The sequence below is a fragment of the Halalkalibacter okhensis genome, from assembly GCF_000787375.1.
GTDB classification, from domain to species: domain Bacteria; phylum Bacillota; class Bacilli; order Bacillales; family Bacillaceae_D; genus Halalkalibacter; species Halalkalibacter okhensis.
In genome coordinates this window covers 1-26,545 of sequence record NZ_JRJU01000033.1, presented here as the reverse complement: position 1 = coordinate 26,545, position 26,545 = coordinate 1, and the positions used below count along the sequence as shown (strand labels likewise).

Here is a 26,545-nt window from a genome sequence, read left to right as displayed (position 1 = left end):
AGATGCAATGAATGCTGAATTAATTTCTGTTGGATCAGAATTATTACTTGGACAAATTGTTAATACGAATGCGGCCTTTCTTTCTCAAGAATTAGCTCTGCTTGGAGTAAATGTTTTTTATCAGACAACCGTAGGTGATAATGGTCAAAGGCTTACTTCCGCATTAGAATTAGCCAATTCCCGTTCAGATTTGATTATTATTACGGGTGGCCTAGGTCCAACAAAGGACGATTTAACAAAAGAAACGGTCGCATCATTTGTTAATAGTAAGCTTGTTCATCATGAGGAATCATTACATAATATTGAGTCTTATTTTCAAAAGAGAAATCGTCCTATGTCAGAGAATAATCGTAAGCAAGCTCTAGTCATCGAAGGAAGCCATGTTCTCCATAATTACTTCGGAATGGCCCCAGGGATGATTGTTTCGTTAAATGACACGAAAATTGTTATGCTCCCTGGTCCGCCTCAAGAAATGAAGCCGATGTTCACTAATGAATTAGTACCGCAATTGGTTAATATGATGGGGGAACAAACGTCGATTACATCAAGAGTTCTCCGCTTCTTTGGAATTGGAGAATCACAACTAGAGACAGATTTGTTAGATTTGATCGAGTCGCAAACAAATCCTACGATTGCTCCATTAGCGAATGAAGGAGAAGTGACGCTACGATTAACTGTAAAGCATGCGGATCCAATGGAGCAAAAAAGACTTTTAGATGAAACGGAAGAACAGATTACCAAGCGTGTTGGACAATATTTATATGGCTATGGTGAGACGTCACTTATGGAGCAGCTCTTTTTGCAATTACAAGAGAAACACTGTACGATAGCTACAGCAGAAAGTTTTACAGGTGGGAAATTTTCCGGTATGTTGACAGCATTTCCTGGGTCTTCGGCGATTTATCGAGGTGGATTTGTTTCTTATGCAACAGACGTAAAGGAAAAGGTCTTAGGCGTGTCGAATGAACTGATTAGAACATATGGGGTGATCAGCCATCAATGTGCTATTGAAATGGCTCAGCGTACGAAGGAGCAGTGCGGATCAGATATAGCAATTAGTTTCACAGGCGTAGCAGGTCCCACGAAACAGGAAGGAAAGGAACCTGGTACAATCTTCATTGGTGTTTGTGGTCTTACCCCTGAGCCAATGGCCTATAAGTTAAATTTAGCCGGTAACCGTGCGGCTATAACAGACCGAGCGATTAAATATGGCTGTTTTTATTTATTGAACGAAATGAAAAGGTGGAATATGAAAGAATGACAACGTATTTTAATGATTTTCAGATTTCAGAACCGATTAAACGTGCAATTAAAGACATGGGCTTTGAAGAACCCTCTCCGATTCAAGCGAAAGCTATTCCAGTCATTTTGGAAGGCGGAGATGTAGTTGGTCAAGCGCAAACAGGAACAGGTAAGACGGCAGCGTTTGGAATTCCTGTTGTAGATAAGGTAACATCTGACCGTTATGTTCAAGCATTAATTTTGACACCGACAAGAGAGTTAGCGATCCAAGTGTCTGGGGAGCTACAAAAGCTATCTGTCCATAAATCGATCCGTACATTACCCATCTATGGAGGGCAATCGATTGGGCACCAAATTCGAGCTTTAAAACAAGGTGTTCAAGTCGTTATAGGTACACCAGGTCGAATTCTCGATCATTTACGTAGACAAACGCTTAAGCTTGATCAAGTTCATACGATTGTTCTTGATGAAGCGGATGAAATGTTAGATATGGGGTTTGTTGATGATATTGAATCGATTCTTCGTCAAGTAAATACAGAGCGTCAAACCTTGCTTTTCTCGGCAACGATGCCTCCGGCTATTAAGAAGCTATCTCGTAAATATATGACAGCACCAAAAACGGTTACCATTAACAAAGGTGAAGTGACAGCACCGTTAATTGACCAAATGTATTATAAAGTGTTAGAACGAAATAAAATTGAATCGCTTTGCCGCATTATTGATAGCGAAGAGATTGAATTAGGGATATTGTTCTGTCGGACGAAAAAAGGTGTTGCAGAGCTAGCTGAAGCCCTTCAAGCTCGTGGGTATTTAGCTGATGGCTTACATGGGGATTTAACGCAATCACAACGTGATGCCGTGATGAAGAAGTTTCGTGATTCATCAATTGAATTCCTAATTGCAACGGATGTAGCTGCTCGAGGAATTGATGTGGATAATGTTACACATGTTATTAACTACGATATTCCTCAAGACCCTGAGAGTTACGTACACCGGATTGGCCGGACAGGACGTGCTGGTCGAAAAGGCCTAGCACTTACTCTTGTTACTCCACGTGAAATGAAACACCTGCGCTCGATTGAACAAGAGATTAAAATGAGTATTCCTTCGCAAGATGTACCAACGATTGAAGAAGTAGTTGTAAAGCAACAAAGTTCATGGAAAAAGTTAATTTCTGATACAATTAACACAAGTGGAAAAGAAGCTGAATTGTTTGATCCACTTGTAGAGGAAGTCTTAGCTGAGTTCTCAGCACGTGATGTTGTATCCGCACTCTTAAAAATGAATTTCTCTCCTGCATCATCATCAGATGAAACAGGTTATAGCTTTGGAGATACTGGTGCTGCTAAAGGCATGGTTCGTTTCTTTATCAATGTAGGTAGAAACGTGAATATGACTCCTAAGATTTTAATTGAAGCGATCTCTGAACTAGTTGGTATCCCAGGAAAATCAGTTGGAAAGATTGATATATTTGAAAACTTTACATTTGTAGAAGTCCCTGAAGAAGCGGCGCCATTTGTCTATGAAGCCCTTCGTTATTCGAGAATAAGCGGGGCAAGAGTGAATTTAGAGCCTGCCAAACCACGCCCGAAACGCGAACCACGTCGTACCCCTACACGCAGCTAATAAAGAAGAGAGTTTTAAGTTCTCAACTTAAAGAGGCAACTGGTTTCAGTTGTCTCCTCTTAAATGGGACAAACTTTTGATATCCTCTGTTATCTTGTTTCCGTATAATCATTAACCGAATAAATGTTCGTAAAACTATTGGCAAAAGCGAAAAAAGAATGTATGATAGTAAAGAACGAAACATAGATTCGCTTTTTCCAATTTAAAATACATTATTATAATAATAGAGGAGAGATTCATAATGAGTGATCGTAAGGCTGCCCTTGATATGGCACTACGTCAAATCGAAAAACAATTTGGTAAAGGGTCAATTATGAAGCTTGGTGAACAAGCAGAGCAACGTGTATCAACCGTCTCAAGTGGCGCACTAGCACTTGATATTGCGCTTGGAGTAGGAGGCTATCCTAAGGGGCGTGTCATTGAAGTTTACGGTCCGGAATCTTCAGGTAAAACAACGGTATCGTTACATGCGATTGCAGAAGTGCAGAGACAAGGTGGTCAAGCTGCCTTTATCGATGCTGAGCATGCGCTAGATCCTGTTTATGCTCAAAAATTAGGTGTTAACATTGATGAGTTATTGCTGTCACAGCCGGATACAGGAGAGCAAGCATTAGAAATTGCTGAAGCGTTAGTGCGTAGTGGTGCGGTTGATATGATTGTAATTGATAGTGTGGCGGCTCTGGTACCAAAAGCTGAGATTGAAGGGGACATGGGAGATAGTCATGTTGGTCTGCAAGCTCGTCTTATGTCACAAGCATTACGTAAGTTATCAGGAGCAATTAATAAGTCGAAGACCATTGCCATTTTCATTAACCAAATTCGTGAAAAAGTAGGAGTAATGTTTGGAAATCCAGAAACAACACCTGGTGGTCGAGCGTTAAAGTTCTATTCTTCCGTTCGTTTAGAGGTTCGTCGAGCGGAAACATTAAAGCAAGGCAATGACATGGTAGGGAACAAAACAAAGATTAAAATTGTGAAAAATAAAGTTGCTCCTCCGTTTAAAGTAGCAGAAGTAGACATTATGTATGGAGAAGGAATTTCCCGTGAAGGATCGATTTTAGATATTGCTTCAGATTTAGATATCGTTCAAAAAAGTGGAGCTTGGTACTCATTTAACGAGGAACGTCTTGGGCAAGGACGTGAAAATTCTAAGCAGTTCTTGAAAGAAAACTCGCACATTGCAGAGCAAATTGAGACATTGATACGTGAGCACCACGGATTAAATGGTGAGATTGAAGTGGCGGCAGCGACAGAAGAGGAATTTGATGAAGTTCCTTTTGATTTAAAATAATATGGAATGACGGGGTGTTCTAAAGGTCAACATGTACCTTTGGAACACCTCATTCTTTTAAGATTTGAGGAGATTTGAGGAGGAGGCAAGGATGAAATTTCTGTATGTCACAGACACTCATATACGTGGAACGACCCCAAAAAATCGATTGGACGTGTATGTCGATACGCTTAAAGAGAAGTTAGAAGAAGTGATTGAACTGGCAAATAAGGAAGAAGTCGATGTGCTTTTACATGGAGGGGATGTGTTTGATCGCCCAGACCTCTCTCCAAATGTGGTGGGGCAATTTGCTAAAATTTTTATGAAAGCACAAATGCCTATTTATGTCGTTGCCGGAAATCATGATACTTTTGGTCATAATCCAGAAACCATATCACGAACGATGCTAGGATTGATGGATTCATTTGGTGTGATGACAGTCATTAATCCGAAAACGCCTGTTGTGATAGAAAAAAATGGACAGCGTGTACAAGTTAGTGGACAGCCCTATCATTATGACTTAGATCAACGTGACCCGAAATTAGACTATTATCCAACCAATGAAACGAACGCAGATGTCCTTATTCATATTGTTCATAGTATGCTTGTTGAGAAAGCATTACCTGAAGGAGTGCCTCATACAATTATTGATCATATATGGGGAACGACGGCTGATATTATTTTAACAGGGCATTTTCACGGTGGTTTTGGAATTAAAGAACGAAATGGCAAATTTATTTGTAACCCAGGCGCTTTGGCTCGTGTTAATAACCATTGGTCAGAAATAAGCAGAATGCCTAAAGTTATTGTAGGTTCAATTATTAATGGAGCCATTTCTTTAGAAGAAAAGGTTATTAGAAGAGCGCAAAAAGGGGACGACGTATTAGATCGATCATTTCTAGAGAAAGCGGTCCATCAAGAAGAAAAATTACATAGCTTTGTTCAACAAGTGAAAGAAACATCTCAATTTCAAACATTGAACATGAGCGATATTATCTTAGAAATCGCCTCGCTAAAAAATGTCGAAGAAAAAGTTAAACAAGAGGCACTACGTAGAATGACAGTTATAGAAGAGGTATGGAAGGACGGAGAGTATGAATAATATTCGGGCAGTTCGTTTAGAAAATTTCCAATCTCACTTAGATACGTATGTTGAATTTTGTAATGGATTAAATGTCATTGTAGGACAGTCCGATAGTGGAAAGACCGCAATTTTAAGAGGGATTCGCTGGGCGTTATATAATCAACCAAGAGGAACGGATTTTATTCGAGTTTCTTCTGACTTTGTTAGAGTATCGGTTACGTTTGAAAATGAAACGACGATTACGCGAGAACGTACGGGTTCTAAAAATCGTTATAAGATTCAGAAAAAAGGTGAGGAAGAGCTTGTTTTAGAGGGATTTGGTTTCCATGTTCCTGAGGAAGTTATGAAAGCGCATGGAATGGATCACTTGCGTATTGACCATGATAATGAGTTAATGATTCATTTATCACAGCAGCTAGATGGGCCGTTTTTGCTAGAAAACACAAGTTCAATACGGGCAAAAGCGCTTGGAAGAATAAGTGGTGCTCACTTTTTAGATATGGCGATCCGAGACACAACAAAAGATGTATCTCAGTTAAATGTTAGAATGAAGCAAGAACAGCAAATTATTGATCGACTAAAAGATGATATTGAACCATTCGCTCATTTAGGTGAATTGAAATCAAAATTAGTTGATGCAGATACAAATATTCAACATATAAGAGGCTTACTTGATCGGAAAGGCAAGCTTAAGAGGCTAAGAGAAAAGCTAAATCAAGTAAGGGTTGAAGAAGGTATGGCATTAAAGCGATTTGCTCTTGTCAAAGATGTCGATCTTTGGGAAAGCAAAAGAGAGCAGTTGCATGACATGGTTTATCGGTATACTGTATATGAACAAAAGCGAAAATTAGGACAAGAAGTAAACAAGACGATGGCAATTTGTCATACATGGTTGAAAAAAACCGAGCAGGCAGACCAAGCAAATAGCCAGTATGAAAAGCTCCATCAGCAACTGCATCTGCTAAAACAATTAAAAACCAAGTTTCAACACTTACAGATGGTAGAGAGATCTGAGAAGGAAGAAAAGGAAAGAACAAAAAAAACAAAGTTTATCGATGCCGTTAGTGCACAATCGCTAGAGTACATTTCAGCAAATCAATTTAAGCAGAAAAAGTTGCAGCAAATTCAAGAACAATTACAAGGGAATCTTACTCAAACAAGAAAGATTCACCTTATAAGAGAAAGGTTACCAAATGTCTCTGAAGTGAAAAACAAACAAGAGATAATAGCTGAAAAAACAGAAAAATGTTTGAGGTTAAAGGAGATCCAGTCTGAGTTAAATGGATTTCAGCGGAGATCAGAAGAAGGCAGACGCTATATTACAGCACAAAAGGCTGAGCAAGCCAAGGCTGAAGCGGCTTTACAAGAACGGCTTTTAGCTGAAGGGACCTGCCCAACTTGTGGACAAGCTATTTGCGCTCATGATGAATAAAAAATAGGAAGGTGAATGCTAGAATGTCAGTAGAGAAACAATTAGGACAAATTAAACAAGCGATCGATAAAGCAAGAGATATGCGCTACCGAGCTGAGGCAAAGCTTGAAGAACTAGAAAATCAGAAAAATAGACTTTTATCTGAACTAGAAGAACTTGGGGTGAAACCTGAAGAGTTAGACCTAGAAATTGAGAAGCTTGAGAAAGAAATTGAAGTATCATTAAAAGAAACGTGGGAGTTGATTCCAAAGGAATTGATTGAGGATGAATAATGCATCGAATGAGTTAAATCAATTAGAAGAGCGTTTTAAAAGAGCTCAAGAAAAGTGGACGAGACTTGATGCAAAAAAAACCTTACTAGAAGAACAGCTAACTGAAAAAATAAAAGAGCTTGATTCCTACTTTGAAACGATCGATACGTATGAAAAGGCTAGAGTGCTTCTTCAACAATCAGCAGAGTATGCCAGAGAACAAGCGAAGCAACAAATCGAGACATTAGTAACAAATGCATTGCAATATGTATTTGGTCCGCTTTTTTCGTTTCAAATTGAGCTTGAAGAGCATGGAAACAAGGCTGTTGCAGAGTTCTATGTTGTTTCGGAATACGAAGGCGTGAAAGTAAAAACTAGACCTCAAGATTCTCGTGGGGGAGGAGTCGTTGATATTGTTACGTTAGCCCTTCGAGTTGCTTTAATTGAAACGGTTCAGCCAAGAAGAGAGGGTCCTCTTTTGCTTGATGAGCCTGGAAAGCATGTGTCAGGTGATTATGTTCTTTATTTATACGAATTTTTGAAATCTCTGAGTACAATGTTTAATCGACAAATTCTTATGATCACTCATAACTATCATTTAGCTCAATCTGGAGACTTGTCATATGAGGTTTCAATCAATGATGGCATAAGTGAAGTTACGAAAATTGACAACACTTGACATTGACTAGAACGAGCTATAAAATTAAGTAGAATGCGGTTAAGTTTTTATGTGTTATCTATTTTTTCCGCGATCAAATGTAATATGCGTTTGTTTTTAATAATGATGAAACGTATGAAAAAAAGTTTAAACCAACAATTAGATAGCAAGAGGAGGTGAAAGAGTATGGAAATATTGATCATCTCCATTTTGCTTGTTGTCTCTGCAGGTATTGGTGCAGTTGTTGGATATCTTGTTCGAAAATCCATTGCAGAAGCGAAAATTTCCAGTGCGGAACATGCAGCGAAACAAATTGTTGAAGATGCGAAGCGTGATGCAGAAGCGAGTAAGAAAGAAGCAGTCCTTGAAATGAAGGATGAGGCGCATAAAATTCGCACAGAAGCAGAGCGTGAAGTTCGTGAACGAAGAAATGAGATTCAAAAACAAGAGAATCGTTTGGTACAGAAAGAAGAGATTCTTGACCGAAAGAGTGAAACCTTAGATAAGAAAGAAGAGTCTTTGGATAAAAGGGAGGAATCTCTCACCAAAAAACAACGACAAATTGAAGAGATGGATAGCAAAGTGGAGGAAATCTTGAACAAGCAGCAAGCTGAGCTTGAACGTATTTCTGGATTTTCTCGCGAAGAAGCTCGTGAAACCATTCGCAGTGAGGTTGAGCAAGAAATTGCTCATGAAACAGCTCTTATTGTTAAGGAGCGAATGGCACAAGCGAAAGAAGAAGCTGATAAAAAGGCGAAAGAAGTATTGTCGCTTGCGATTCAACGTTGCTCTGCAGACCACGTAGCAGAAACAACGGTATCGGTAGTCACGCTGCCAAACGATGAGATGAAAGGAAGAATCATTGGTCGTGAAGGGCGTAATATCCGTGCCTTAGAAACGTTAACAGGAATCGACTTAATTATTGATGATACGCCTGAAGCAGTCATTCTATCTGGTTTCGATCCAATTCGTCGTGAAATTGCTCGTACAGCACTTGAGAAGCTTGTTCAAGATGGTCGTATCCATCCTGCTCGTATTGAAGAAATGGTCGACAAGTCTCGTCGCGAGGTTGATGAAGCCATCAGGGAGTACGGGGAACAAACAACGTTTGAGATGGGAATTCATGGGTTGCACCCAGATTTAATTAAAATTCTCGGTCGTTTGAAGTTTAGAACAAGTTACGGTCAAAATGTGTTGAAACACTCTATGGAAGTAGCTCATTTAGCTGGATTAATGGCATCGGAATTAGGTGAAGATGTAAAACTAGCAAAACGTGCAGGGTTGCTTCACGATATTGGAAAGGCCATTGACCATGAAGTAGAAGGCAGTCATGTGGAAATTGGGGTAGAACTTGCAACGAAGTATAAAGAACACCCAGTTGTCATTAATGCCATTGCATCGCATCATGGTGACACAGAATCAACATCCATTATCGCAACACTTGTTGCAGCAGCAGATGCCCTTTCGGCTGCAAGACCAGGTGCGCGTAGGGAAACGCTGGAAACCTATATTCGTCGTCTAGAAAAATTAGAGGAAATCTCTGAATCATTTGAAGGCGTCGAAAAGACGTATGCGATCCAAGCTGGTCGTGAAGTACGTATTATGGTTAGACCAGATGTCGTTGATGATGCACTTGCTCATAAGCTTGCTCGTGATATTACGAAGAGAATTGAAGAAGAACTAGATTATCCAGGGCATATACGTGTGACGGTTATCCGTGAAACACGTGCCGTTGAGTATGCAAAGTAAAGTGGCGATTCTCGCCACTTTATTTGTTTTTACAAAGGAATAATAGCTAATAATATAGGCAAAGTACATAAAGTGAAGGAGTTATTATGAGAATTTTATTTATTGGTGATGTCGTTGGAGCGCCCGGCCGGAAGATGATTAAAGAGTATACAATGAAACTAAAACAAACGTACAAACCGACCATTACGATCATTAATGGTGAAAATGCGGCTTCTGGTAAAGGTATTACAGAAAAGATATACAAAGGTTTTTTAGATGCAGGAGCACAAGTCGTTACACTTGGAAATCACTCGTGGGATAATCGAGAAATTTTTGAATTTATAGATCGTGCAAAAGCATTAATCAGACCGGCTAATTATCCTACAGGAGTTCCAGGAAAAGGCTATACTCTTGTGAAAATAAACGATATTGAAATTGCTGTTGTTAATGTTATGGGTAGAACCTTTTTACAGCCGATTGATTGTCCATTTACAAAAATGGATGAGATCTTAGAGGAGATTAAAGAGAGAACGCCATATATTTTTGTTGATTTTCATGCTGAAGCAACTAGTGAAAAGCAAGCAATGGGGTGGTATTTAGATGGACGTGTCTCTGCTGTAGTAGGCACTCACACGCACGTTCAGACCTCAGATGAACGAGTATTGCCGAAAGGGACAGCTTTTTTAACGGATGTTGGTATGACTGGTCCATATGATGGAATCCTTGGTGTTGAAAAAGAACCAGTACTGCATAAATTTTTAACGAATTTACCGGCACGTTTTGAGGTAGCGGAGGGACGTGCGCAGTTAAGTGGTGTCGTGATTGACTTGGATCCAAAAACTGGCCTTGCTAAGTCAGTGAAACGAATCCTAATTAATGATGATCACCCATTTTATACGTAATCTTGTAAGAAATTTTTTAGTTTTAGGAATAAGGATAGGTTTTCTGAAATAAGATTAATTAGATTCACATCTTGTACGATTAGCAATCGTTTGCTAATTGCACTGTTGAATGCATGAAAACGATCGTAATCATGGACAGCCCACTTTTCACATAAAGAGGAGGTACAAGAAATGGAAGTCTTAAAAGTTTCAGCAAAATCTACCCCCAACTCTGTTGCTGGCGCGTTAGCTGGAGTCATTCGTGAACGGGGAGCGGCAGAAATTCAAGCAATAGGAGCAGGAGCGCTTAATCAATCAATAAAAGCGATTGCGATTGCGAGGGGATTTGTTGCCCCCAGTGGTATTGATCTAGTTTGTATCCCGGCTTTTACTGATATTCAAATTGAGGGAGAAGAACGAACAGCGATGAAGATAATCGTTGAACCAAGATAGCAAAGCTCCTACAAAAAACCTGCTTACATTTGATGTGAGTAGGTTTTTTTAATTGTTCTAAATACGAGCGTAAAGGTGGATTTACAAAAAATATCATTATTACATAATCCAAATTTACTAAGACTCGATTCTTGTATTTGTCTTTAAAAAGTCTTGCTTTTTAGCTGATTTGGGACTATTATAAGAACGTTTAAGATAATATAACTATCGTAATAGCAGAGTAAGTCTAGCAACTTACTCGGGAATGTGATATTATAAGAATAATTTGATATTTCGGTTTCTAGTCTAATAGACAAGCAAGGGGTGGAGAGTGTGAGAGAGCAATTATCATGGAAAGTTGGCGGTCAGCAAGGGGAAGGAATTGAAAGTACAGGTGAAATTTTTGCTTCTGCATTGAATCGTCATGGATATTATTTATTTGGATATCGACATTTTTCTTCGCGTATTAAAGGGGGACATACGAACAATAAGATTCGTGTAAGTACAACTCCATTAAATTCAATTTCAGATGATTTAAACATTTTAGTGGCATTTGATCAAGAAACAATTGATGTGAATATTCATGAATTACGTGAAGATGGCATTATCATTGCCGATGCTAAATTTAATCCAGTTGTCACTGAAGGTTATGATGTTCGTCTTTATGCGGTACCTTTTACAGAGATCGCTACAGAGCTAGGCACATCTTTAATGAAGAATATGGTTGCTGTTGGTGCTTCAAGTGCGATTCTTGGTTTAGCTCCTGATACGTATCAGGATGTTGTTGAAGATCTTTTCTTGAAAAAGGGAGCAAGTGTTGTTGAGAAGAACATGGAGGCAATACGTGCAGGAGCAGCTTGTTTCCGCAAAGAAGCAGGAGCAAACATGCCTGAATTGCAACTGGCTCCGGCTGATGGGAAGAAGCGAATGTTTATGATCGGAAATGATGCAATTGGAATGGGCGCAATCGCAGCGGGAAGCCGTTTCATGGCAGCGTATCCAATTACACCTGCATCTGAAATTATGGAATATATGATTGAAAAGTTGCCAGAGTTTGGTGGTACGGTTATTCAAACAGAAGATGAAATCGCTGCATGTACAATGGCCATCGGTGCGAACTATGCTGGGGTACGTTCGTTTACAGCTTCAGCTGGTCCAGGTTTATCATTAATGGCTGAGGCGATTGGGTTATCTGGCATGACAGAACAACCTCTTGTGATTATGGATACTCAACGCGGAGGTCCAAGTACAGGATTACCTACGAAACAAGAACAATCAGATTTAATGGCAATGATTTATAGTACACATGGAGATATCCCTAAAATAGTTATCACACCAAGTACTGTAGAGGAAGCTTTCTATGATACTGTTGAAGCTTTTAATCTAGCAGAAGAATATCAGTGTCCTGTTATTTTAGTAACAGACCTTGCCTTGTCATTAGGCAAACAAACGGTTGAACCACTTGATTATAGTAAAGTGGAAATTCGTCGAGGTGCGTTGCAAGTAGGAGAAGAAATTCCTGAGCGTGAGGACAAAGCATATTACAAGCGCTATGAATTAACAGAAACAGGTGTTTCAAATCGTGTCATTCCAGGAATGAAAAATGGAATTCATCATGTAACGGGTGTTGAGCATGACGAAACAGGAAAACCGTCAGAAAGTCCTGAAAACCGTAAGAGTCAAATGGATAAACGGCTGAGAAAAGTAGCTAACTTACCAAAACAGTTTAAAGATCCTCTTTTTGTAGATGCAAAACATGCTGAGGCTGATTTATTGGTGATTGGAGTCAATTCCACCCGTGGAACGATTGCAGAGGCCATGCCAAGACTCGAAGAAGATGGAATTAAAGTAAATCATGCACAAATCCGGTTACTACATCCATTCCCAACAGATGAATTAAAGCCGTTAATTGATCGTGCAAAAAAAGTAGTTGTAGTTGAAAACAATGCGACAGCTCAATTAGCCAACATTATAAAAATGAATGTCGGGAATGTGAAAATTGAAAATGTGTTGAAATATGACGGAAATCCATTTTTACCTGGTGAATTACATGAAACCTGTAAGGAACTACATGACATAAGCAAGGAGTTGGTTTAGATGGCAACATTTAAAGATTTTAGAAACAAAGTAAAGCCAAACTGGTGCCCTGGTTGTGGGGACTTCTCTGTCCAAGCTGCAATCCAGCGAGCTGCTGGAAATGTTGGTCTAGAACCAGACGACCTTGCTGTCATTTCAGGGATTGGTTGTTCTGGTCGTATATCAGGCTACATTAATTCATATGGGTTTCACGGTGTTCATGGACGAGCTCTACCAATTGCCCAAGGTGTGAAAATGGCTAACCGTGACTTAACGGTTATTGCATCTGGTGGAGATGGAGATGGATTTGCGATTGGAATGGGCCATACGATTCACGCGATTCGCCGCAACATTGACGTTACGTATATCGTGATGGACAATCAAATTTACGGTTTGACGAAAGGCCAAACATCACCACGAAGTGACATGGGCTTTAAAACAAAGAGTACACCAGGAGGCTCCATTGAATCCGCTCTGAATGTAATGGAAATGTCATTAACAGCTGGGGCAACGTTTGTAGCACAAAGCTTCTCAAGTGATTTAAAAGAGTTAACATCATTAATTGAACAAGGGATCAATCATAAAGGATTCTCTCTCATTAATGTATTTAGCCCGTGTGTTACCTTTAACAAAGTGAACACGTATGACTGGTTTAAAAATAATATAACGAAGCTCGCAGATGTAGAAAACTACGACCCATCCAACCGGATGACAGCTATGCAAACACTTATGGAACATAACGGTCTAGTAACAGGTCTCATCTATCAAAACACAGAACAAAAATCATACCAAGAGTTAATCGATACCTACGACGAAAAACCACTAGCTCACCAAAATATAGAAATAAACGAAGAAAAGTTCAATGAACTAATGACAGAATTTATGTAAGCAGAAAGACCCAAAGGACGCTTTTCCCTTTGGGTCTTTCTGCGAAGCGATGAGCGAAGCCGCCGTAAACGGTTTTAAGCCTTTTGAGCGGGTTTCTCAAAAGGCGCACGGCGAGTGAAGCCATCGCACCAATGATCGCACTAGTATCGCAGGGTCGCTTCGCCTTTTGTTTTTTTCATCGAAGAGATGAACAAAGCCGCCAATCTTATACAATGATGGTGGCTTTTTGTCAATTTCCCACTAAGCAACGACTTGTTAAAAGATAGACAAACAAGATTCATTGAGTTTCTTGAAAGTTCCACGTATAATGTATGAAGGAAACTATGCAAAATTTCGCTCACTAAAATTGTGAGCTTTCTATTTGTTTGCTTTTAGAAGCTTGATGGAAGGAGTTTTATCTATGAATGAAGATCAGCGTCTAGGACGTTTAGGGAATACAAATGAACCTATAGATAAAGAAAAAAGAAAAAAGACTATAGCAAGTATTTTGATTTCTCAAATGCTAAAGTGGTTTCAGAGGAAGATAATAAAAAGGTGATCCGCATTGAAGGGCGAGATATCTCTATATATGATCAACCTGACTATAAGCAAGGAAAGCGCCGTGGAAAAGAGGATGTACAAGTTATACGACCTGACAGTCTCATCCCTGAAGAAATGAAGGGAATTGGAAAGGGCAAGAAGTTCCTGATTCGTACGTATGGCTGCCAGATGAATACACATGATTCTGAGAACATGGCTGGTTTGCTATTAGAAATGGGCTTTGAATCAACAGAGGAAACAATGGAAGCGGATGTTATTTTATTAAATACTTGTGCGATTCGTGAAAATGCTGAAAACAAAGTGTTTGGTGAAATTGGTCATTTAAAAGCATTAAAAGTTGAACGACCAGAGTTGATTGTTGGTGTGTGTGGCTGTATGTCTCAGGAAGAATCAGTTGTAAACCGCATCATGCAAAAGCATCAGCACATTGATTTAATTTTCGGCACGCATAACATTCATCGCTTGCCGGAACTTTTAAGAAATGCAATTTATGGGAAAGAAATGGTTGTTGAAGTTTGGTCTAAAGAAGGCGATATTGTAGAAAATATGCCCCGAGCTCGTCAAGGGAAAACGCAAGCTTGGGTAAATATTATGTATGGCTGTGATAAGTTCTGTACGTACTGTATTGTTCCTTATACACGTGGGAAAGAGCGTAGCCGTCTTCCTGAAGATATTATTGCAGAGGTACGTGATTTGGCAAGACAAGGTTATAAGGAAATAACATTGCTCGGACAAAATGTAAATGCATACGGAAAAGATCTAGAAGGAAAGAATTATGGCCTTGGCCACTTGATGGATGAAATTCATAAAATTGATATTCCTCGTGTTCGTTTTACAACGAGTCATCCAAGAGATTTTGATGACCACTTAATTTCTGTGCTTTCAAAAGGTGGAAATTTAGTTGAGCATATTCATTTGCCTGTGCAGCACGGAAACTCTGAGATTTTGAAGCTGATGGCTAGAAAATATACTCGTGAGCAATATGTAGAGCTTGCTCATAAAATAAAAATGGCGATTCCTAACGCATCATTTACTACAGACTTAATTGTTGGATTCCCGAATGAGACAGAAGAACAATTTGAAGAGACTCTTTCTCTTGTAAGAGAGATTGAATTTGATAGTGCGTATACGTATATTTATTCTCCTCGTGAAGGAACACCAGCGGCAAAAATGAAAGACAATGTTCCAATGGAAGTAAAACGTGAGCGTCTAGGCAGGTTAAATGCGCTAGTGAATGAAATTTCAGCGAAGAAAAACCTTGATTACCAAGACCAAATTGTTGAAGTTTTAGTAGAAGGTGAAAGCAAAAAAAATCCAGACGTTTTAGCTGGTCGTACAAGAACCAATCGTTTAGTGAATTTTGTCGCTCCTAAATCGGTGATTGGTAAAATTGTTTATGTTAAAGTTACAGAAGCAAAAACATGGTCTTTAAATGGTGAAATGGTCGAAATGGCGGAGGTAAAACAGTGATGACAACAACATACACAAGAGAAGATATTCGTAATAAAGCTAAAGAATTAGCAAAGATGATGGCAGAAACAGAAGAAGTAGATTTCTTTAAACGAGCTGAAAAACAAATCAATGAGCATTTAAAAGTACAAGAGTTAATTGCTCAAATTAAAAAGCTTCAAAAAGAAGCAGTGAACCTTCAACATTATGGAAAAACAGAAGCATTAAAAGAAGTGGAAGCAAAAATTGATGCTTTGCACGAAGAGGTTGATTCGATTCCGTTAGTACAAGAGTTCAAATCGAGTCAAATCGAAGTTAATGAATTGTTACAGATGGTTTCAAATACGATTTCCAAAACGGTGACAGAAGAGATTATTACTTCAATGGGGGGAGATGTGTTGAAAGGAACCACAACAAAAAATCCTTATTTTGATGGTGGTTGTCAATAATTAAAGTTTTTATAAAAAGAACTATTCAACTCAATGAATAGTTCTTTTTTCAATTTTTCCAAATAAATATAAGAAAAGGCGAAAGGTTTAAATAATAAGTAGCTTATAGGAAATACCTTGTCAGTTGGAAGGCGCCTTAATATTTTTCAGAACTTTTCTCGATAGATGTACTAAACTTTGTAACCTCAACATAACGTGATATAGATAACGCTTTGCTATCATCTTTCATTCTTTTTTTCGCACATTGGTTATTCGCCCTGCATAGGATGACAGTGAAGCATTTGGCGGAGCGAATTTGGCATGCGAGGAGCCGACACAAGCGACCGACAACTCGATATGATATGAGAAAGAGGAGGGTTTTGTTTCATGTCTCAAAAATTTAACTATCGTGAAATTATTACAAAAGCGGTATGTGGAAAAGGTCGTAAGTTCTCAGAAGCAACTCATACGATTAGCCCTTCACACAGACCGTCAAGCATTCTAGGCTGCTGGATTATTAATCATAAGTATTCAGCAGATAAGAAGGGCGACTCTGTAGTGGTGCAAGGAAGCTACGATATCAACGTTTGGTTCTCGTATAATAAAAATACGAAGACAGATGTTGCAACACAAACCGTTACTTACTCTGATGTTATTCCACTTTCTATGCAGGATGAAAATATCCTCTCTGATGAAATGGATGTGATTGCAAGAGCTGTACAGCAACCAAATACGTTAGAAGCAACAATCTCAGAAAATGGTGCAAATGTTGATGTGCAGGTAGAGCGTGAGTTCCTTGTAGAATGCATTGGGGAAACAAAGGTTGCTGTAGCAGTCAATTCTGATGGTCTATTAGAAGATTTTCCTAGTTCACAAGCGGCAGATGATGTAAGTGATGAGGAGTATGAGCGTCTTGATCCAAATTTCTTACACAGTGAATTTGATAAATAAGACGGGAGAGCAAGCCGTGGAGGTTTGCTCTCATTTTTTTTGAAGAGCCATCGATACAGTAAAAGACTCCCTAATGCGAGATTAATAGAAGCTATGATATAATAAACCGTAATAATTATGTACGGTGGAGGATATGATGGCACAGATTACCCCAATGATGAAACAATACTTAGAAATAAAGGCACAGCATCAAGATGCCTTTTTATTTTTTCGTCTCGGAGATTTTTACGAGTTGTTTTTTGAAGATGCTAAGCTTGCAGCCCAAGAATTAGAAATAACGTTAACTGGTAGAGGACAAGGTGAAGATAGAATACCGATGTGTGGTGTGCCTTATCATTCTGCTGATCAATACATGTCACGTTTAATTGAAAAAGGCTATAAAATTGCCTTGTGTGAACAAGTAGAGGATCCAAAAGAGGCAAAGGGTGTTGTAAAACGAGAAGTAGTTAAGATGCTTACACCTGGGACGATGATGAATGGAAATGTCATTAAGGAAAAAGAAAACAATTATTTAGTAGCATTGACGGCATTTGAAGATCAATCATTTGGCCTTGCTAGAACGGACCTAACAACGGGTGAATGTGCTGCAACGCTAATTGGTGATGCTCTTGAAGATGTCATTCATGATATTGCAAGTTCAGGCACAAAGGAGTTAGTGGTTGCCTCTGATTTAGATGAGACGACTTTGAAACGAATTATCGAAAAGTGTCCGGTTACGGTTTCTTATGAAGATAAGGTAGAACTAGATCAAGATTACATGAACCTTTGCGAAGATTTACAGTCTGAAAAATTAAAAATGAGTTTTGCTAGGTTGCTTCAGTACTTAATCCGAACTCAAAAACGGTCATTAAACCATTTACAAAGAGTAACCTACTATCACTTTGATTCTTTTATGAAAATGGATACTCATACGAAGAGAAACTTAGAGTTGACGGAATCTCTTAGAGAAAAGAAGAAGGCAGGATCTTTGCTTGCAATTGTCGATCAGACGGTAACATCAATGGGTGGTAGACTTGTGAAAAATTGGTTGGAGAGACCTCTCATAGATCAATCTGGCATAGAGGAACGACTGAAGATCGTCACTTCTTTTCTTGAATTCTATTTTGAGCGCGAAGAATTGCGTGATGAGTTACGACATGTGTATGACCTTGAAAGACTAGCAGGGAGAATTGCTTATGGTAGCGTGAATGCGCGAGAACTCGTGCAATTAAAACGTTCCTTAGAAAAGATACCATTAATAAAAGAACTAGTTGGAAAAATGGTACCATCTTTACTTAGTAAGTGGTTTCACGAAGAAGATCAAGTTTTTGAATTAATTGAACTTCTAGATCGTAGCTTAGTAGAGGACCCGCCTATCTCTGTGACAGAAGGTGGAATGATCCGACCTGGTTATCATGAAGAATTAGATACGTATCGTGATGCAAGTAAAAATGGAAAGCAGTGGATTGCTGAACTCGAGCAAAAAGAGAGACAAGAAACCGGGATTCGTACTTTGAAAATCGGCTTTAACAAAGTATTTGGTTATTATATTGAAGTGACAAGAGCCAATACTCATTTATTACACGAAGGTCGTTATGAGCGAAAGCAAACATTAACGAATGCAGAACGCTATATCACACCTGAACTTAAAGAAAAAGAAGCGTTAATTTTAGAAGCTGAAGAAAAAATGGAACAACTTGAATATGATTTGTTTGTTTCGGTAAGAGAAGAGGCCAAACAATTTTTACCATTCATTCAAACATTGGCACATTCCATCAGTGAAATTGATGTACTTGCGGGATTTGCGACAGTAAGTGAACAACGCCATTATGTAAAACCAACCTTTTCAAAAAAGAGAGACATTGCGATTGTCGATGGGCGTCATCCTGTAGTTGAAACCGTGATTGAAAAAGGACAGTATGTTGCAAACGACGTTCACATGACAAAAGGGCGAGAAATGTTATTAATAACTGGGCCGAATATGGCAGGGAAAAGTACTTATATGCGTCAGTTAGCCTTGCTTGCCGTCATGGCACAAATTGGTTGTTACGTTCCAGCAACATCATGTGAATTACCAATTTTCGATCAAGTATTTACAAGAATTGGAGCAGCAGATGACCTTGCTAGTGGGCAGAGTACATTTATGGTTGAAATGCTAGAGACTCGTTATGCACTAACAAAAGCTACACAAAATAGCTTAATTTTGCTTGATGAAATTGGCCGAGGAACATCTACGTATGATGGGATGGCATTAGCACAAGCCATTATTGAATACATTCATGACACTGTTCGTGCGAAGACTCTTTTTTCAACACATTATCATGAATTAACACAATTGGATAAAGAATTAGCCGATTTACAAAATGTTCACGTATCAGCGGTGGAAGAAAACGGAACGGTTGTGTTCTTGCATAAAGTGATCGATGGACAAGCTGATCGAAGTTACGGGATCTATGTTGCAGAACTAGCAGAGTTGCCATCACAGGTAACGGAGCGTGCTGAAACATTATTAAAGCAATTTGAAGAAGGCACGCAAGCTCAATGGACTAATCAAGCACAACATCCTCCTTTTTCTGAGCAACAATTAACACTTTTTGCTGCTGAAGAAGAGGCAAAGGTAGAAAAGAGTGTTTCTGATACACTTACTGGGCAAGAAGAAAAAGTATTGAAGAAGCTTGTGAAAAAAGACGTTCTTCACATGACACCAATTGAAGCTATTCAATTTATCAATGAACTGCAACGATTATTAAAATAAAACGAAGTAGGAGGGGTTCGATGACAAAAATCATAAAGCTTGATGATGCGTTATCCAATAAAATTGCTGCGGGTGAAGTTGTCGAACGCCCTGCATCAATTGTCAAAGAATTAGTGGAAAATGCTCTTGATGCCAATAGTACTCACATTGTTGTTGAGATTGAAGAAGGTGGGTTAGCGTCAATTCGTATTGTAGATAATGGGGATGGAATTGATGAGGATGATGTGGAAACAGCCTTTTATCGTCATGCAACTAGTAAGATTCGAACGGATCGCGATTTGTTTCAAATCGGGACATTAGGATTCCGGGGGGAAGCATTGCCGAGTATAGCTTCTGTAGCCCATGTGTCTTTAACTAGGAGCACCGGTGTTGGGCCAGGTACAGAAATTGTGTTAGAAGGCGGTGTGATTAAGCATAAGAAGGTTGCGAAGGCGCGAAAAGGAACAGAGATTACGGTGACGAATCTCTTTTATAATACGCCAGCAAGATTAAAATATTTAAAAACGGTCCATACAGAAGCTGGGAATGTGAGTGATATTATTAATCGACTTGCCCTAGCGCATCCTCATGTAGCTTTTGAGTATTCTCATCATGGAAAAGAAGTATTAAAAACCTCAGGTAATGGTGACATTCGGCAAGTAATTGCTTCAATTTATGGAAGAAACGTCGCCAAAAAGGTAAAACCTATTGAAGGTGAGTCACTAGATTATGAACTCAGTGGTTTTGTAGCTTTGCCAGAATTAACAAGAGCGTCTAGACAGTATATGTCTATTTTCGTTAATGGCAGGTATATTCGTAATTATGCACTTGCTAGAGCGATACAAGATGGTTATCATACATTATTACCTATTGGTCGTTATCCTCTTGTCGTACTTTCTATAGAAATGGATCCCAAATTAATTGATGTCAATGTTCATCCATCGAAACTGGAAGTACGTTTAAGTAAAGAAGAGGAATTAGGTCAATTGATTACTCAATCGATCAAACAAATATTTGAATCCGAAACATTGATTCCTGAAGCAGATACGAGAAAGCGAACAAATTTTTCAAGCTTAAAAAGTGAACAAGTATCGTTTGATTTTGAAAAGCCAGCCCAAGTTGAATCCGTAAATGTAGGACTACAAGTAAAAGAAAATAAAACGTGGCAAGATAAAACTTCTTCCTATTTTGAAGTAAATGATGATGTGAACCAAGATAGCAAAGTGGATCAGCAAAGGCCTCAAGATTATGAGCAGACTGCTGCAAGTCAGCATGAGAGCACTGCAACAGCTATTGAGCAAGAAGAAGAATCAATGGAGGTAATGGAAGAAACAGTCGGACAAGAAACGGTAACAGAGGTAACAGAGAGAGTACCGGTTCTTTATCCTGTCGGTCAAATGCATGGGACGTATATAATTGCACAAAATGAGACAGGAATGTATTTAATAGATCAACACGCAGCTCAGGAACGTGTGAAGTATGAGTTTTTTAGAGACAAAGTCGCGGAAGTGAGTCCGCACGTTCAAGAATTGCTTGTTCCAATTACACTAGAATGTACGGCACAGGAGTTTGCAACGATAAACGAACATATCGATGATCTTCACGCTGTTGGCGTTTTTCCAGAGCGATTTGGTACTCAAGCGTTTGTCATTCGTTCACACCCAACTTGGCTTCCAAAGGGGCAGGAGGAAGAGACAATTCGTGAAATTATCGACTACTTGCTAGAACATCGAAAAGTAAACCTGGCAAAACTTCGGGAGGAAGCAGCAATTTTAATGTCCTGCAAGGCAGCAATCAAAGCAAATCGTCATCTCCGTCAAGACGAGATGTTTGCCCTGCTTGAATCGCTCCGAAAAAGCAGCGACCCATTCACCTGCCCACACGGCCGCCCAATCCTAGTCCACTTCTCAACCTACGCCCTAGAAAAAATGTTCAAACGAGTGATGTAGAGTTCAAAGAAAAAGGTCGGTTTTTACCTTTTTCTTTGAACTCGAAGCGTTGAGCGGAGCCGCCGTAATGTTTTAAGCCTTTTGAGTGAACTTTCTCAAAAGGCGCACGGCGAGAGAAGCCAACGCACACGTTCTACGCACATGTAAAGAAAAAGGTCGGTTTTTACCTTTTTCTTTGAACTCGAAGCGTTGAGCGGAGCCGCCGTAATGTTTTAAGCCTTTTGAGTGAACTTTCTAAAAAAGGCGCACGGCGAGAGAAGCCAACGCACTATTCGCTCTCAAAAAGCTCTAGGTTTTAAGTTTTAACTAACTCAATAACAACTACATAGGGGATATAGATATGATCATTACTACAGCAAGAAAAGGTGTAGACGTATTAGAGGAAAAAGCACAGCAATTTAGCTTGGAATTAGCTAGTCGATATATTCGTCGAAATGAAGCTTCTGTTCAAGACTTACTTCAGCTCTACAAAGAGGATGTCCTTGTTGTGGGGAAGGGGAAAGTAGTACTTTATTCACAAGATGGCGGAGAGCCCTTTTTTTATCACCCAAATTCTGCTATGTTTCGAGTAAAGCAATTTCAAAAAACAAACTATGATCCGTTGGTTGCTGCAGCTGATCTTTCTAAAGGAATGTCATTTCTTGATTGCACATTAGGATTAGCCTCTGATAGTTTAGTTGCCCAAGTGGTAGTAGGAGAAACTGGAAGAGTGACCGGTTTAGAGGCCAATCAGGCGCTTGCTAGTATTGTCCGGCAAGGCCTTCGTACCTGGCAAGATGGTGGAGATTTTATGCTTAAAGCCATGAGAAGGATTGAAGTGATACATGCCCATCATAAAGACTATCTTCAAAATCTAGCTGATCATTCGTATGATGTTGTTTATTTTGATCCTATGTTCGAGCAACATTTATCTACTTCAACTGGTATAAAGGGATTAAAACAGTTTGCATGTCATGACGATTTATCAAATGAGATAATAGATGAGGCGATACGTGTAAGCAGATCCCGAGTTGTTCTTAAAGATCATTACGAGAGTAAACGTTTTAATCGCTACGGATTTCAAGTTATGAAGAGACAACACTCAACGTTTCATTACGGGTTTATAACGATTTCAAATTAATCATTGTACGAACGTTTGAATTCCAAGGAATAGGGAGAAGATGATGAAAGAACAGTTAATTGTAATTGTCGGTCCAACAGCAGTTGGAAAAACAGCATTGAGTATTAACTTAGCAAAGAAATATAAAGGCGAAGTTATTAGTGGAGATTCGATGCAAGTATATAAAGGTATGGATATTGGTACGGCGAAGGTGACCGCGGAGGAACAAGAGGGTGTTCGCCACCATTTAATTGATATATTGGATCCAATTGAGCCATTTTCCGTTGCCGAGTTTCAAGATAGATGCATTCCTCTTATTTCAGAGATCAATGATAACGGTCATACCCCACTTTTAGTAGGTGGAACAGGTCTCTATGTAAATGCGATTACAAAACAATATCAGTTTGAATCGATACCGACTGATGAACGATATCGAAAAGAACTAGAGCAATTAGTAACCAAGATTGGAAATGAACAATTACATAACCGTCTCAAACAAGTCGATCCAAATGCTGCACAACTCATTCACCCTAATAATGTACGGCGCGTCATTCGAGCACTTGAAGTCACACACGTTACAGGGAGGCCTTTCTCTGACCAACAATTGGAAGAGAAAGAAGAAGAATCCCCGTATTCGTTAGCGTTGATTGGTTTAACGATGGAACGCGAAATGCTTTACGAACGGATTAATAAACGTGTTGACTTAATGATGGAAGAAGGATTGTTAGAAGAGGCAAGGTCGTTATATGACCGTGGCATACGAGATTGTCAATCAGTGCAAGCAATTGGTTATAAAGAGCTTTATACTTATTTTGATGGGCTTATGTCATTAGAAGGCGCTGTGGAATCTTTAAAGCAAAACTCAAGACGATACGCTAAAAGGCAATTAACATGGTTTCGTAATAAAACAGATGCGACATGGTTTGACATGTCTAATGGATTAACCGACCAAAATTTCCAGGAAATTTGTTCATTTATTGAAGGAAAATTGACATTCATATCGAAATAAAGAGAGAGTCAATTAGAGGAGGACACCCCGATGAAGCAACCTATTAATATTCAAGATCAATTTTTAAACCAATTACGTAAAGATAATATTTCTGTTACGGTCTTTTTAACAAACGGGTTTCAAATTCGTGGATTAATTAAAGGCTTTGACAACTTTACGGTCATTTTAGAAACCGAAGGGAAACAGCAGCTTGTGTATAAGCATGCTATTTCTACATTTGCACCACAGCGTAATGTCCAATTGAAGTCAGAAGAACAAGAATAAGCGCCTAAATGGCGCTTTTTCTTGTTCTTGTGGGTATATTTAAAATTAATAATGAAAGGTCAAACTGATGCCGCTAGTAAACGTTGCTTTTGTTCATCTGTGATAGATTGAATGGTACTGAGATAACGATTCATTGATAAAGGTGTTGTATAGCCAATCCTCTGAACCAATTCTTCTGATGTTTTTCCGTTTAATAGTGTAGCTAAAATAAAGGTGTTTCTAAGGGTTTGAGCACTAATGCCTTTACGTAATTGTGCGCGCTTTACTTCCATACGAACCATTTTTTGAATGGCGATCATAGACATCCTTTTAGGTTGGTCTTCCTCATAAGACCAATGAAACGTTTTACGCTTAAAATCAAAAGAAACAATCAATGGATCTTCACTATAAAAGCGAGGCCTAACTGGTTCTGGAATGGTCTTAAAATAACTGTAAGCTAATTGTTTATGTTTTTCGTCCAAAACAATAACTCTGTTGTCATCTTGAATGTAGAGTTCGTTCCGTTCAAATTTAATATCTTTCATGGACAGTTGCTGGACTTCATGTAATGTAAGACCATAATTTAGAAATAACCGAACGATGAATTCATTTCGTTCTTTATAAAAATGAAATACATCGAGTTGTTGATTTGATAATCCATTTGTTGATGATAAACAAGTAAGTAACTGTGATTGCTCCTGATAGCGTAACCAGTCTGATTCTACTAGTGGCCCTGAGGAAAGTTCTGGCGGCTCAATTTCAGACATCGGACTTAATTCACTTTGTCCCAATGTTTTTCGGTACTGATATACTTGTCGTAAAACACTATGGATACGCCTAATCGTTCGTACATTGTACTTTCTCACTTCCATCAAATCATGAAAGAAAAGCTCGAGCTCCTCTTTTGTGATGGACTTCCAATTAATTTCTTCTGTAGTTGAACGGGCTTTATGGAGCCAGTATGAAAAATCATTCAAATCATACATATAGCGTCGTATTGTTGAATCTTTTCTACCTTTTGCTGCTAATTCATCAATATAGCTGTCAATAAATGAAGGAAACAAATATTCCATTGTAACACCCCTTCCTTATTGATACTATTTGATGTATTTATTAATATTCCTGCACAACAAGCTATTATGATGGGAAGTTTTTATCATGCTCTTTTTCCTCGAATACGTGGGAATGAAAAATGTAATGATAAGGTTCATTTTTCTTAACATTTAACTTCTCAGGGTTTGAAGACGTAATCCCCCCTGCAAATAATAAAATGATGAAACACAAACTTAATAAACTAGCGAATCCACTCAACATTTCCATGAAATAGCCCTCCTTTAAGTAACTACCATAATGGTAAAGCGTGGAACGCGTTTCAGAACAAGAAATTATTTTTTTGTGAAAAAATTAGTCAGAAACTAATAAATGTTTACGATAAATGGGATTATAAAGGAAAAAGGAAGGAAATTCGTATGAAATACCCTAAAATTTTCAATCTTCTTATGATCATCTTACCTTGGCTTACGGTCCCATTTTTAGTAAAACATGACTTTAAGAAATTTTTGCCTGGTACAATATTTATGTCCATTTACTTATTGTTTGAAGCGTCGATTGCTGAAAAAAGAAGATGGTGGACATTTTATGCAAAAATTCATCCAAAAGTATGGGGGATTATCCCGTTAATAATCGGTCCCTTTTTTATTGGATCCATTTGGATATTGAAATTTACTTATGGTAAATTTTTTCGTTACTTAGTTTTAAATTTAGTTGTGGATGGTTTTTTCACATACCTTCTCATTCCTTGGCTTACCAAAATTAAGTATGTGTCATTAGTACGCTTGAAAAGGTATCAATTATCGTTACTTTTCTTATTAAAATCCGTTCTTATGTATGGGTTTCAATACTATTTTGAAAATAAGGTAAGTGATTAGGGAAATGGATTGTGTAGCTAATAGCAATTAGAACAAGGCTGTGTTGGAGGAAAGGGGAAGGAAATGTCTTTTGATTTTGTGATTGTTGGAAAATTGAGCCTAGCATTGTTTCTTGGAATGTTAATAGGGATAGACCGGCAATTAAAACATAAACCTCTTGGACTGAAGACGTGTATGGTCATTAGTGTGGCTAGTTGTCTAGTTACAATTGTGTCGATCGAGGCATTTCATCTTTTTGCAACCCCTACTTTCAGCGCTATGGATCCAATGCGTTTAACGGCTCAAATTGTTAGCGGAGTCGGTTTTTTAGGAGCGGGAGTGATATTAAGGAGGAGCAATGATGTCATTTCCGGTTTAACAAGTGCGGCGATGATTTGGTCAGCATCAGGGCTTGGTATTGCTGTAGGAGTAGGGCTCTATTTTGCCTCTTTAGTTGCGGTTGTTCTCTTTATTATTGCCGTCAATATTGTTCCTGTTATCATCAAGTTGATTGGTCCGAGCGCCTTAAGAGAACGAGATGTTTTTGCAAAAATTGTTATGGAGCCGAATTATATAATGACTGATCTACTACAAGCAATAGAAAAGAGAGAAGGACTAAATGGAAAAATAAAAGGGGTAGATTAAAATTCGGAATATAAAAATACGAGATCTAGATAGTGGCAATCAAC

General features: G+C 38.7%; 22 protein-coding genes and 2 pseudogenes. 22 read left to right on the top strand and 2 right to left on the bottom strand.

Annotated features, from left to right (window positions below; all coding sequences use genetic code 11):
- The first annotated feature begins 7 nt into the window (after window positions 1-7).
- The 20 genes and pseudogenes from LQ50_RS18690 (at window position 8) to hfq (ending at window position 23,970) form a co-directional block, all read left to right on the top strand.
- Window positions 8-1,261 (top strand): competence/damage-inducible protein A, encoded by a 1,254-nt coding sequence (locus LQ50_RS18690; protein ID WP_034632168.1) that lies wholly within the window; start codon window positions 8-10, stop codon window positions 1,259-1,261.
- Entirely contained in the window at window positions 1,258-2,868 is a 1,611-nt protein-coding gene (locus LQ50_RS18685; RefSeq protein ID WP_034632167.1) for a DEAD/DEAH box helicase, read from the top strand. Before LQ50_RS18690 ends, LQ50_RS18685 begins: the two co-directional genes overlap by 4 nt.
- Before the next feature lie 241 nt (window positions 2,869-3,109).
- Window positions 3,110-4,159 carry a recombinase RecA gene (gene recA, locus LQ50_RS18680; RefSeq protein ID WP_034632166.1) on the top strand — a complete coding sequence of 350 codons (1,050 nt, stop codon included), beginning with the start codon at window positions 3,110-3,112 and terminating at the stop codon, window positions 4,157-4,159.
- Between the two features lie 91 nt (window positions 4,160-4,250).
- Entirely contained in the window at window positions 4,251-5,240 is a 990-nt protein-coding gene (locus tag LQ50_RS18675) for a metallophosphoesterase (RefSeq protein ID WP_034632163.1), read from the top strand.
- Window positions 5,233-6,654, top strand: coding sequence for an AAA family ATPase (locus LQ50_RS24475; RefSeq protein ID WP_052144856.1), 1,422 nt, complete (start codon window positions 5,233-5,235; stop codon window positions 6,652-6,654). Before LQ50_RS18675 ends, LQ50_RS24475 begins: the two co-directional genes overlap by 8 nt.
- 23 nt (window positions 6,655-6,677) lie before the next feature.
- On the top strand, window positions 6,678-6,926 hold the full coding sequence (locus LQ50_RS18665) for a hypothetical protein (protein ID WP_034632161.1): 249 nt from the start codon (window positions 6,678-6,680) through the stop codon (window positions 6,924-6,926).
- Window positions 6,919-7,584, top strand: coding sequence for an AAA family ATPase (locus LQ50_RS18660; RefSeq protein ID WP_034632160.1), 666 nt, complete (start codon window positions 6,919-6,921; stop codon window positions 7,582-7,584). The genes LQ50_RS18665 and LQ50_RS18660 overlap by 8 nt, the downstream gene beginning before the upstream one ends.
- A 165-nt stretch (window positions 7,585-7,749) precedes the next feature.
- Entirely contained in the window at window positions 7,750-9,312 is a 1,563-nt protein-coding gene (gene rny / locus LQ50_RS18655) for a ribonuclease Y (protein ID WP_034632158.1), read from the top strand.
- Window positions 9,313-9,398: 86 nt separating this feature from the next.
- Window positions 9,399-10,193: a TIGR00282 family metallophosphoesterase gene (locus tag LQ50_RS18650; RefSeq protein ID WP_034632156.1), complete on the top strand. Its 795-nt coding sequence runs from the start codon at window positions 9,399-9,401 to the stop codon at window positions 10,191-10,193.
- A gap of 171 nt (window positions 10,194-10,364) precedes the next feature.
- The gene (locus LQ50_RS18645) at window positions 10,365-10,625 is read left to right on the top strand and encodes a stage V sporulation protein S (RefSeq protein WP_034632153.1); all 261 of its coding nucleotides are present in this window, start codon (window positions 10,365-10,367) and stop codon (window positions 10,623-10,625) included.
- A gap of 312 nt (window positions 10,626-10,937) precedes the next feature.
- Window positions 10,938-12,701, top strand: coding sequence for a 2-oxoacid:acceptor oxidoreductase subunit alpha (locus tag LQ50_RS18640; protein WP_034632152.1), 1,764 nt, complete (start codon window positions 10,938-10,940; stop codon window positions 12,699-12,701).
- The gene (locus LQ50_RS18635; protein WP_034632150.1) at window positions 12,702-13,568 is read left to right on the top strand and encodes a 2-oxoacid:ferredoxin oxidoreductase subunit beta; all 867 of its coding nucleotides are present in this window, start codon (window positions 12,702-12,704) and stop codon (window positions 13,566-13,568) included. It begins immediately after the preceding gene.
- Between the two features lie 400 nt (window positions 13,569-13,968).
- Window positions 13,969-15,578, top strand: a pseudogene (gene miaB, locus LQ50_RS18630) (tRNA (N6-isopentenyl adenosine(37)-C2)-methylthiotransferase MiaB).
- On the top strand, window positions 15,578-16,006 hold the full coding sequence (locus LQ50_RS18625) for a YlbF/YmcA family competence regulator (RefSeq protein WP_034632148.1): 429 nt from the start codon (window positions 15,578-15,580) through the stop codon (window positions 16,004-16,006). Before miaB ends, LQ50_RS18625 begins: the two are co-directional and overlap by 1 nt.
- A 366-nt stretch (window positions 16,007-16,372) precedes the next feature.
- Window positions 16,373-16,936, top strand: coding sequence for an outer spore coat protein CotE (locus tag LQ50_RS18620; protein ID WP_034632146.1), 564 nt, complete (start codon window positions 16,373-16,375; stop codon window positions 16,934-16,936).
- A 136-nt stretch (window positions 16,937-17,072) separates the two neighbouring features.
- Window positions 17,073-19,670 (top strand): DNA mismatch repair protein MutS, encoded by a 2,598-nt coding sequence (mutS, locus tag LQ50_RS18615; protein WP_034632145.1) that lies wholly within the window; start codon window positions 17,073-17,075, stop codon window positions 19,668-19,670.
- A 20-nt stretch (window positions 19,671-19,690) separates the two neighbouring features.
- Entirely contained in the window at window positions 19,691-21,598 is a 1,908-nt protein-coding gene (mutL, locus tag LQ50_RS18610) for a DNA mismatch repair endonuclease MutL (protein ID WP_034632143.1), read from the top strand.
- Window positions 21,599-21,938: 340 nt separating this feature from the next.
- Complete coding sequence (locus LQ50_RS18605) at window positions 21,939-22,718, top strand: class I SAM-dependent methyltransferase (protein WP_034632142.1); 780 nt, start codon at window positions 21,939-21,941, stop codon at window positions 22,716-22,718.
- 43 nt (window positions 22,719-22,761) lie between these two features.
- Window positions 22,762-23,706: a tRNA (adenosine(37)-N6)-dimethylallyltransferase MiaA gene (miaA, locus tag LQ50_RS18600; RefSeq protein ID WP_034632140.1), complete on the top strand. Its 945-nt coding sequence runs from the start codon at window positions 22,762-22,764 to the stop codon at window positions 23,704-23,706.
- A 30-nt stretch (window positions 23,707-23,736) separates the two neighbouring features.
- Window positions 23,737-23,970: an RNA chaperone Hfq gene (gene hfq / locus LQ50_RS18595; RefSeq protein WP_034632138.1), complete on the top strand. Its 234-nt coding sequence runs from the start codon at window positions 23,737-23,739 to the stop codon at window positions 23,968-23,970.
- A gap of 59 nt (window positions 23,971-24,029) precedes the next feature.
- Here hfq and LQ50_RS18590 read toward each other — a convergent pair whose 3' ends face one another.
- Complete coding sequence (locus LQ50_RS18590; protein ID WP_034632136.1) at window positions 24,030-25,022, bottom strand: tyrosine-type recombinase/integrase; 993 nt, start codon at window positions 25,020-25,022, stop codon at window positions 24,030-24,032.
- A gap of 64 nt (window positions 25,023-25,086) precedes the next feature.
- Entirely contained in the window at window positions 25,087-25,269 is a 183-nt protein-coding gene (locus LQ50_RS18585) for a hypothetical protein (protein WP_034632134.1), read from the bottom strand.
- A gap of 149 nt (window positions 25,270-25,418) precedes the next feature.
- Here LQ50_RS18585 and LQ50_RS18580 point away from each other — a divergent pair, with 149 nt between their 5' ends.
- Entirely contained in the window at window positions 25,419-25,877 is a 459-nt protein-coding gene (locus tag LQ50_RS18580; protein WP_034632132.1) for a hypothetical protein, read from the top strand.
- Window positions 25,878-25,940: 63 nt separating this feature from the next.
- A pseudogene (locus LQ50_RS18575) lies at window positions 25,941-26,545 on the top strand (MgtC/SapB family protein); the annotation flags it as partial.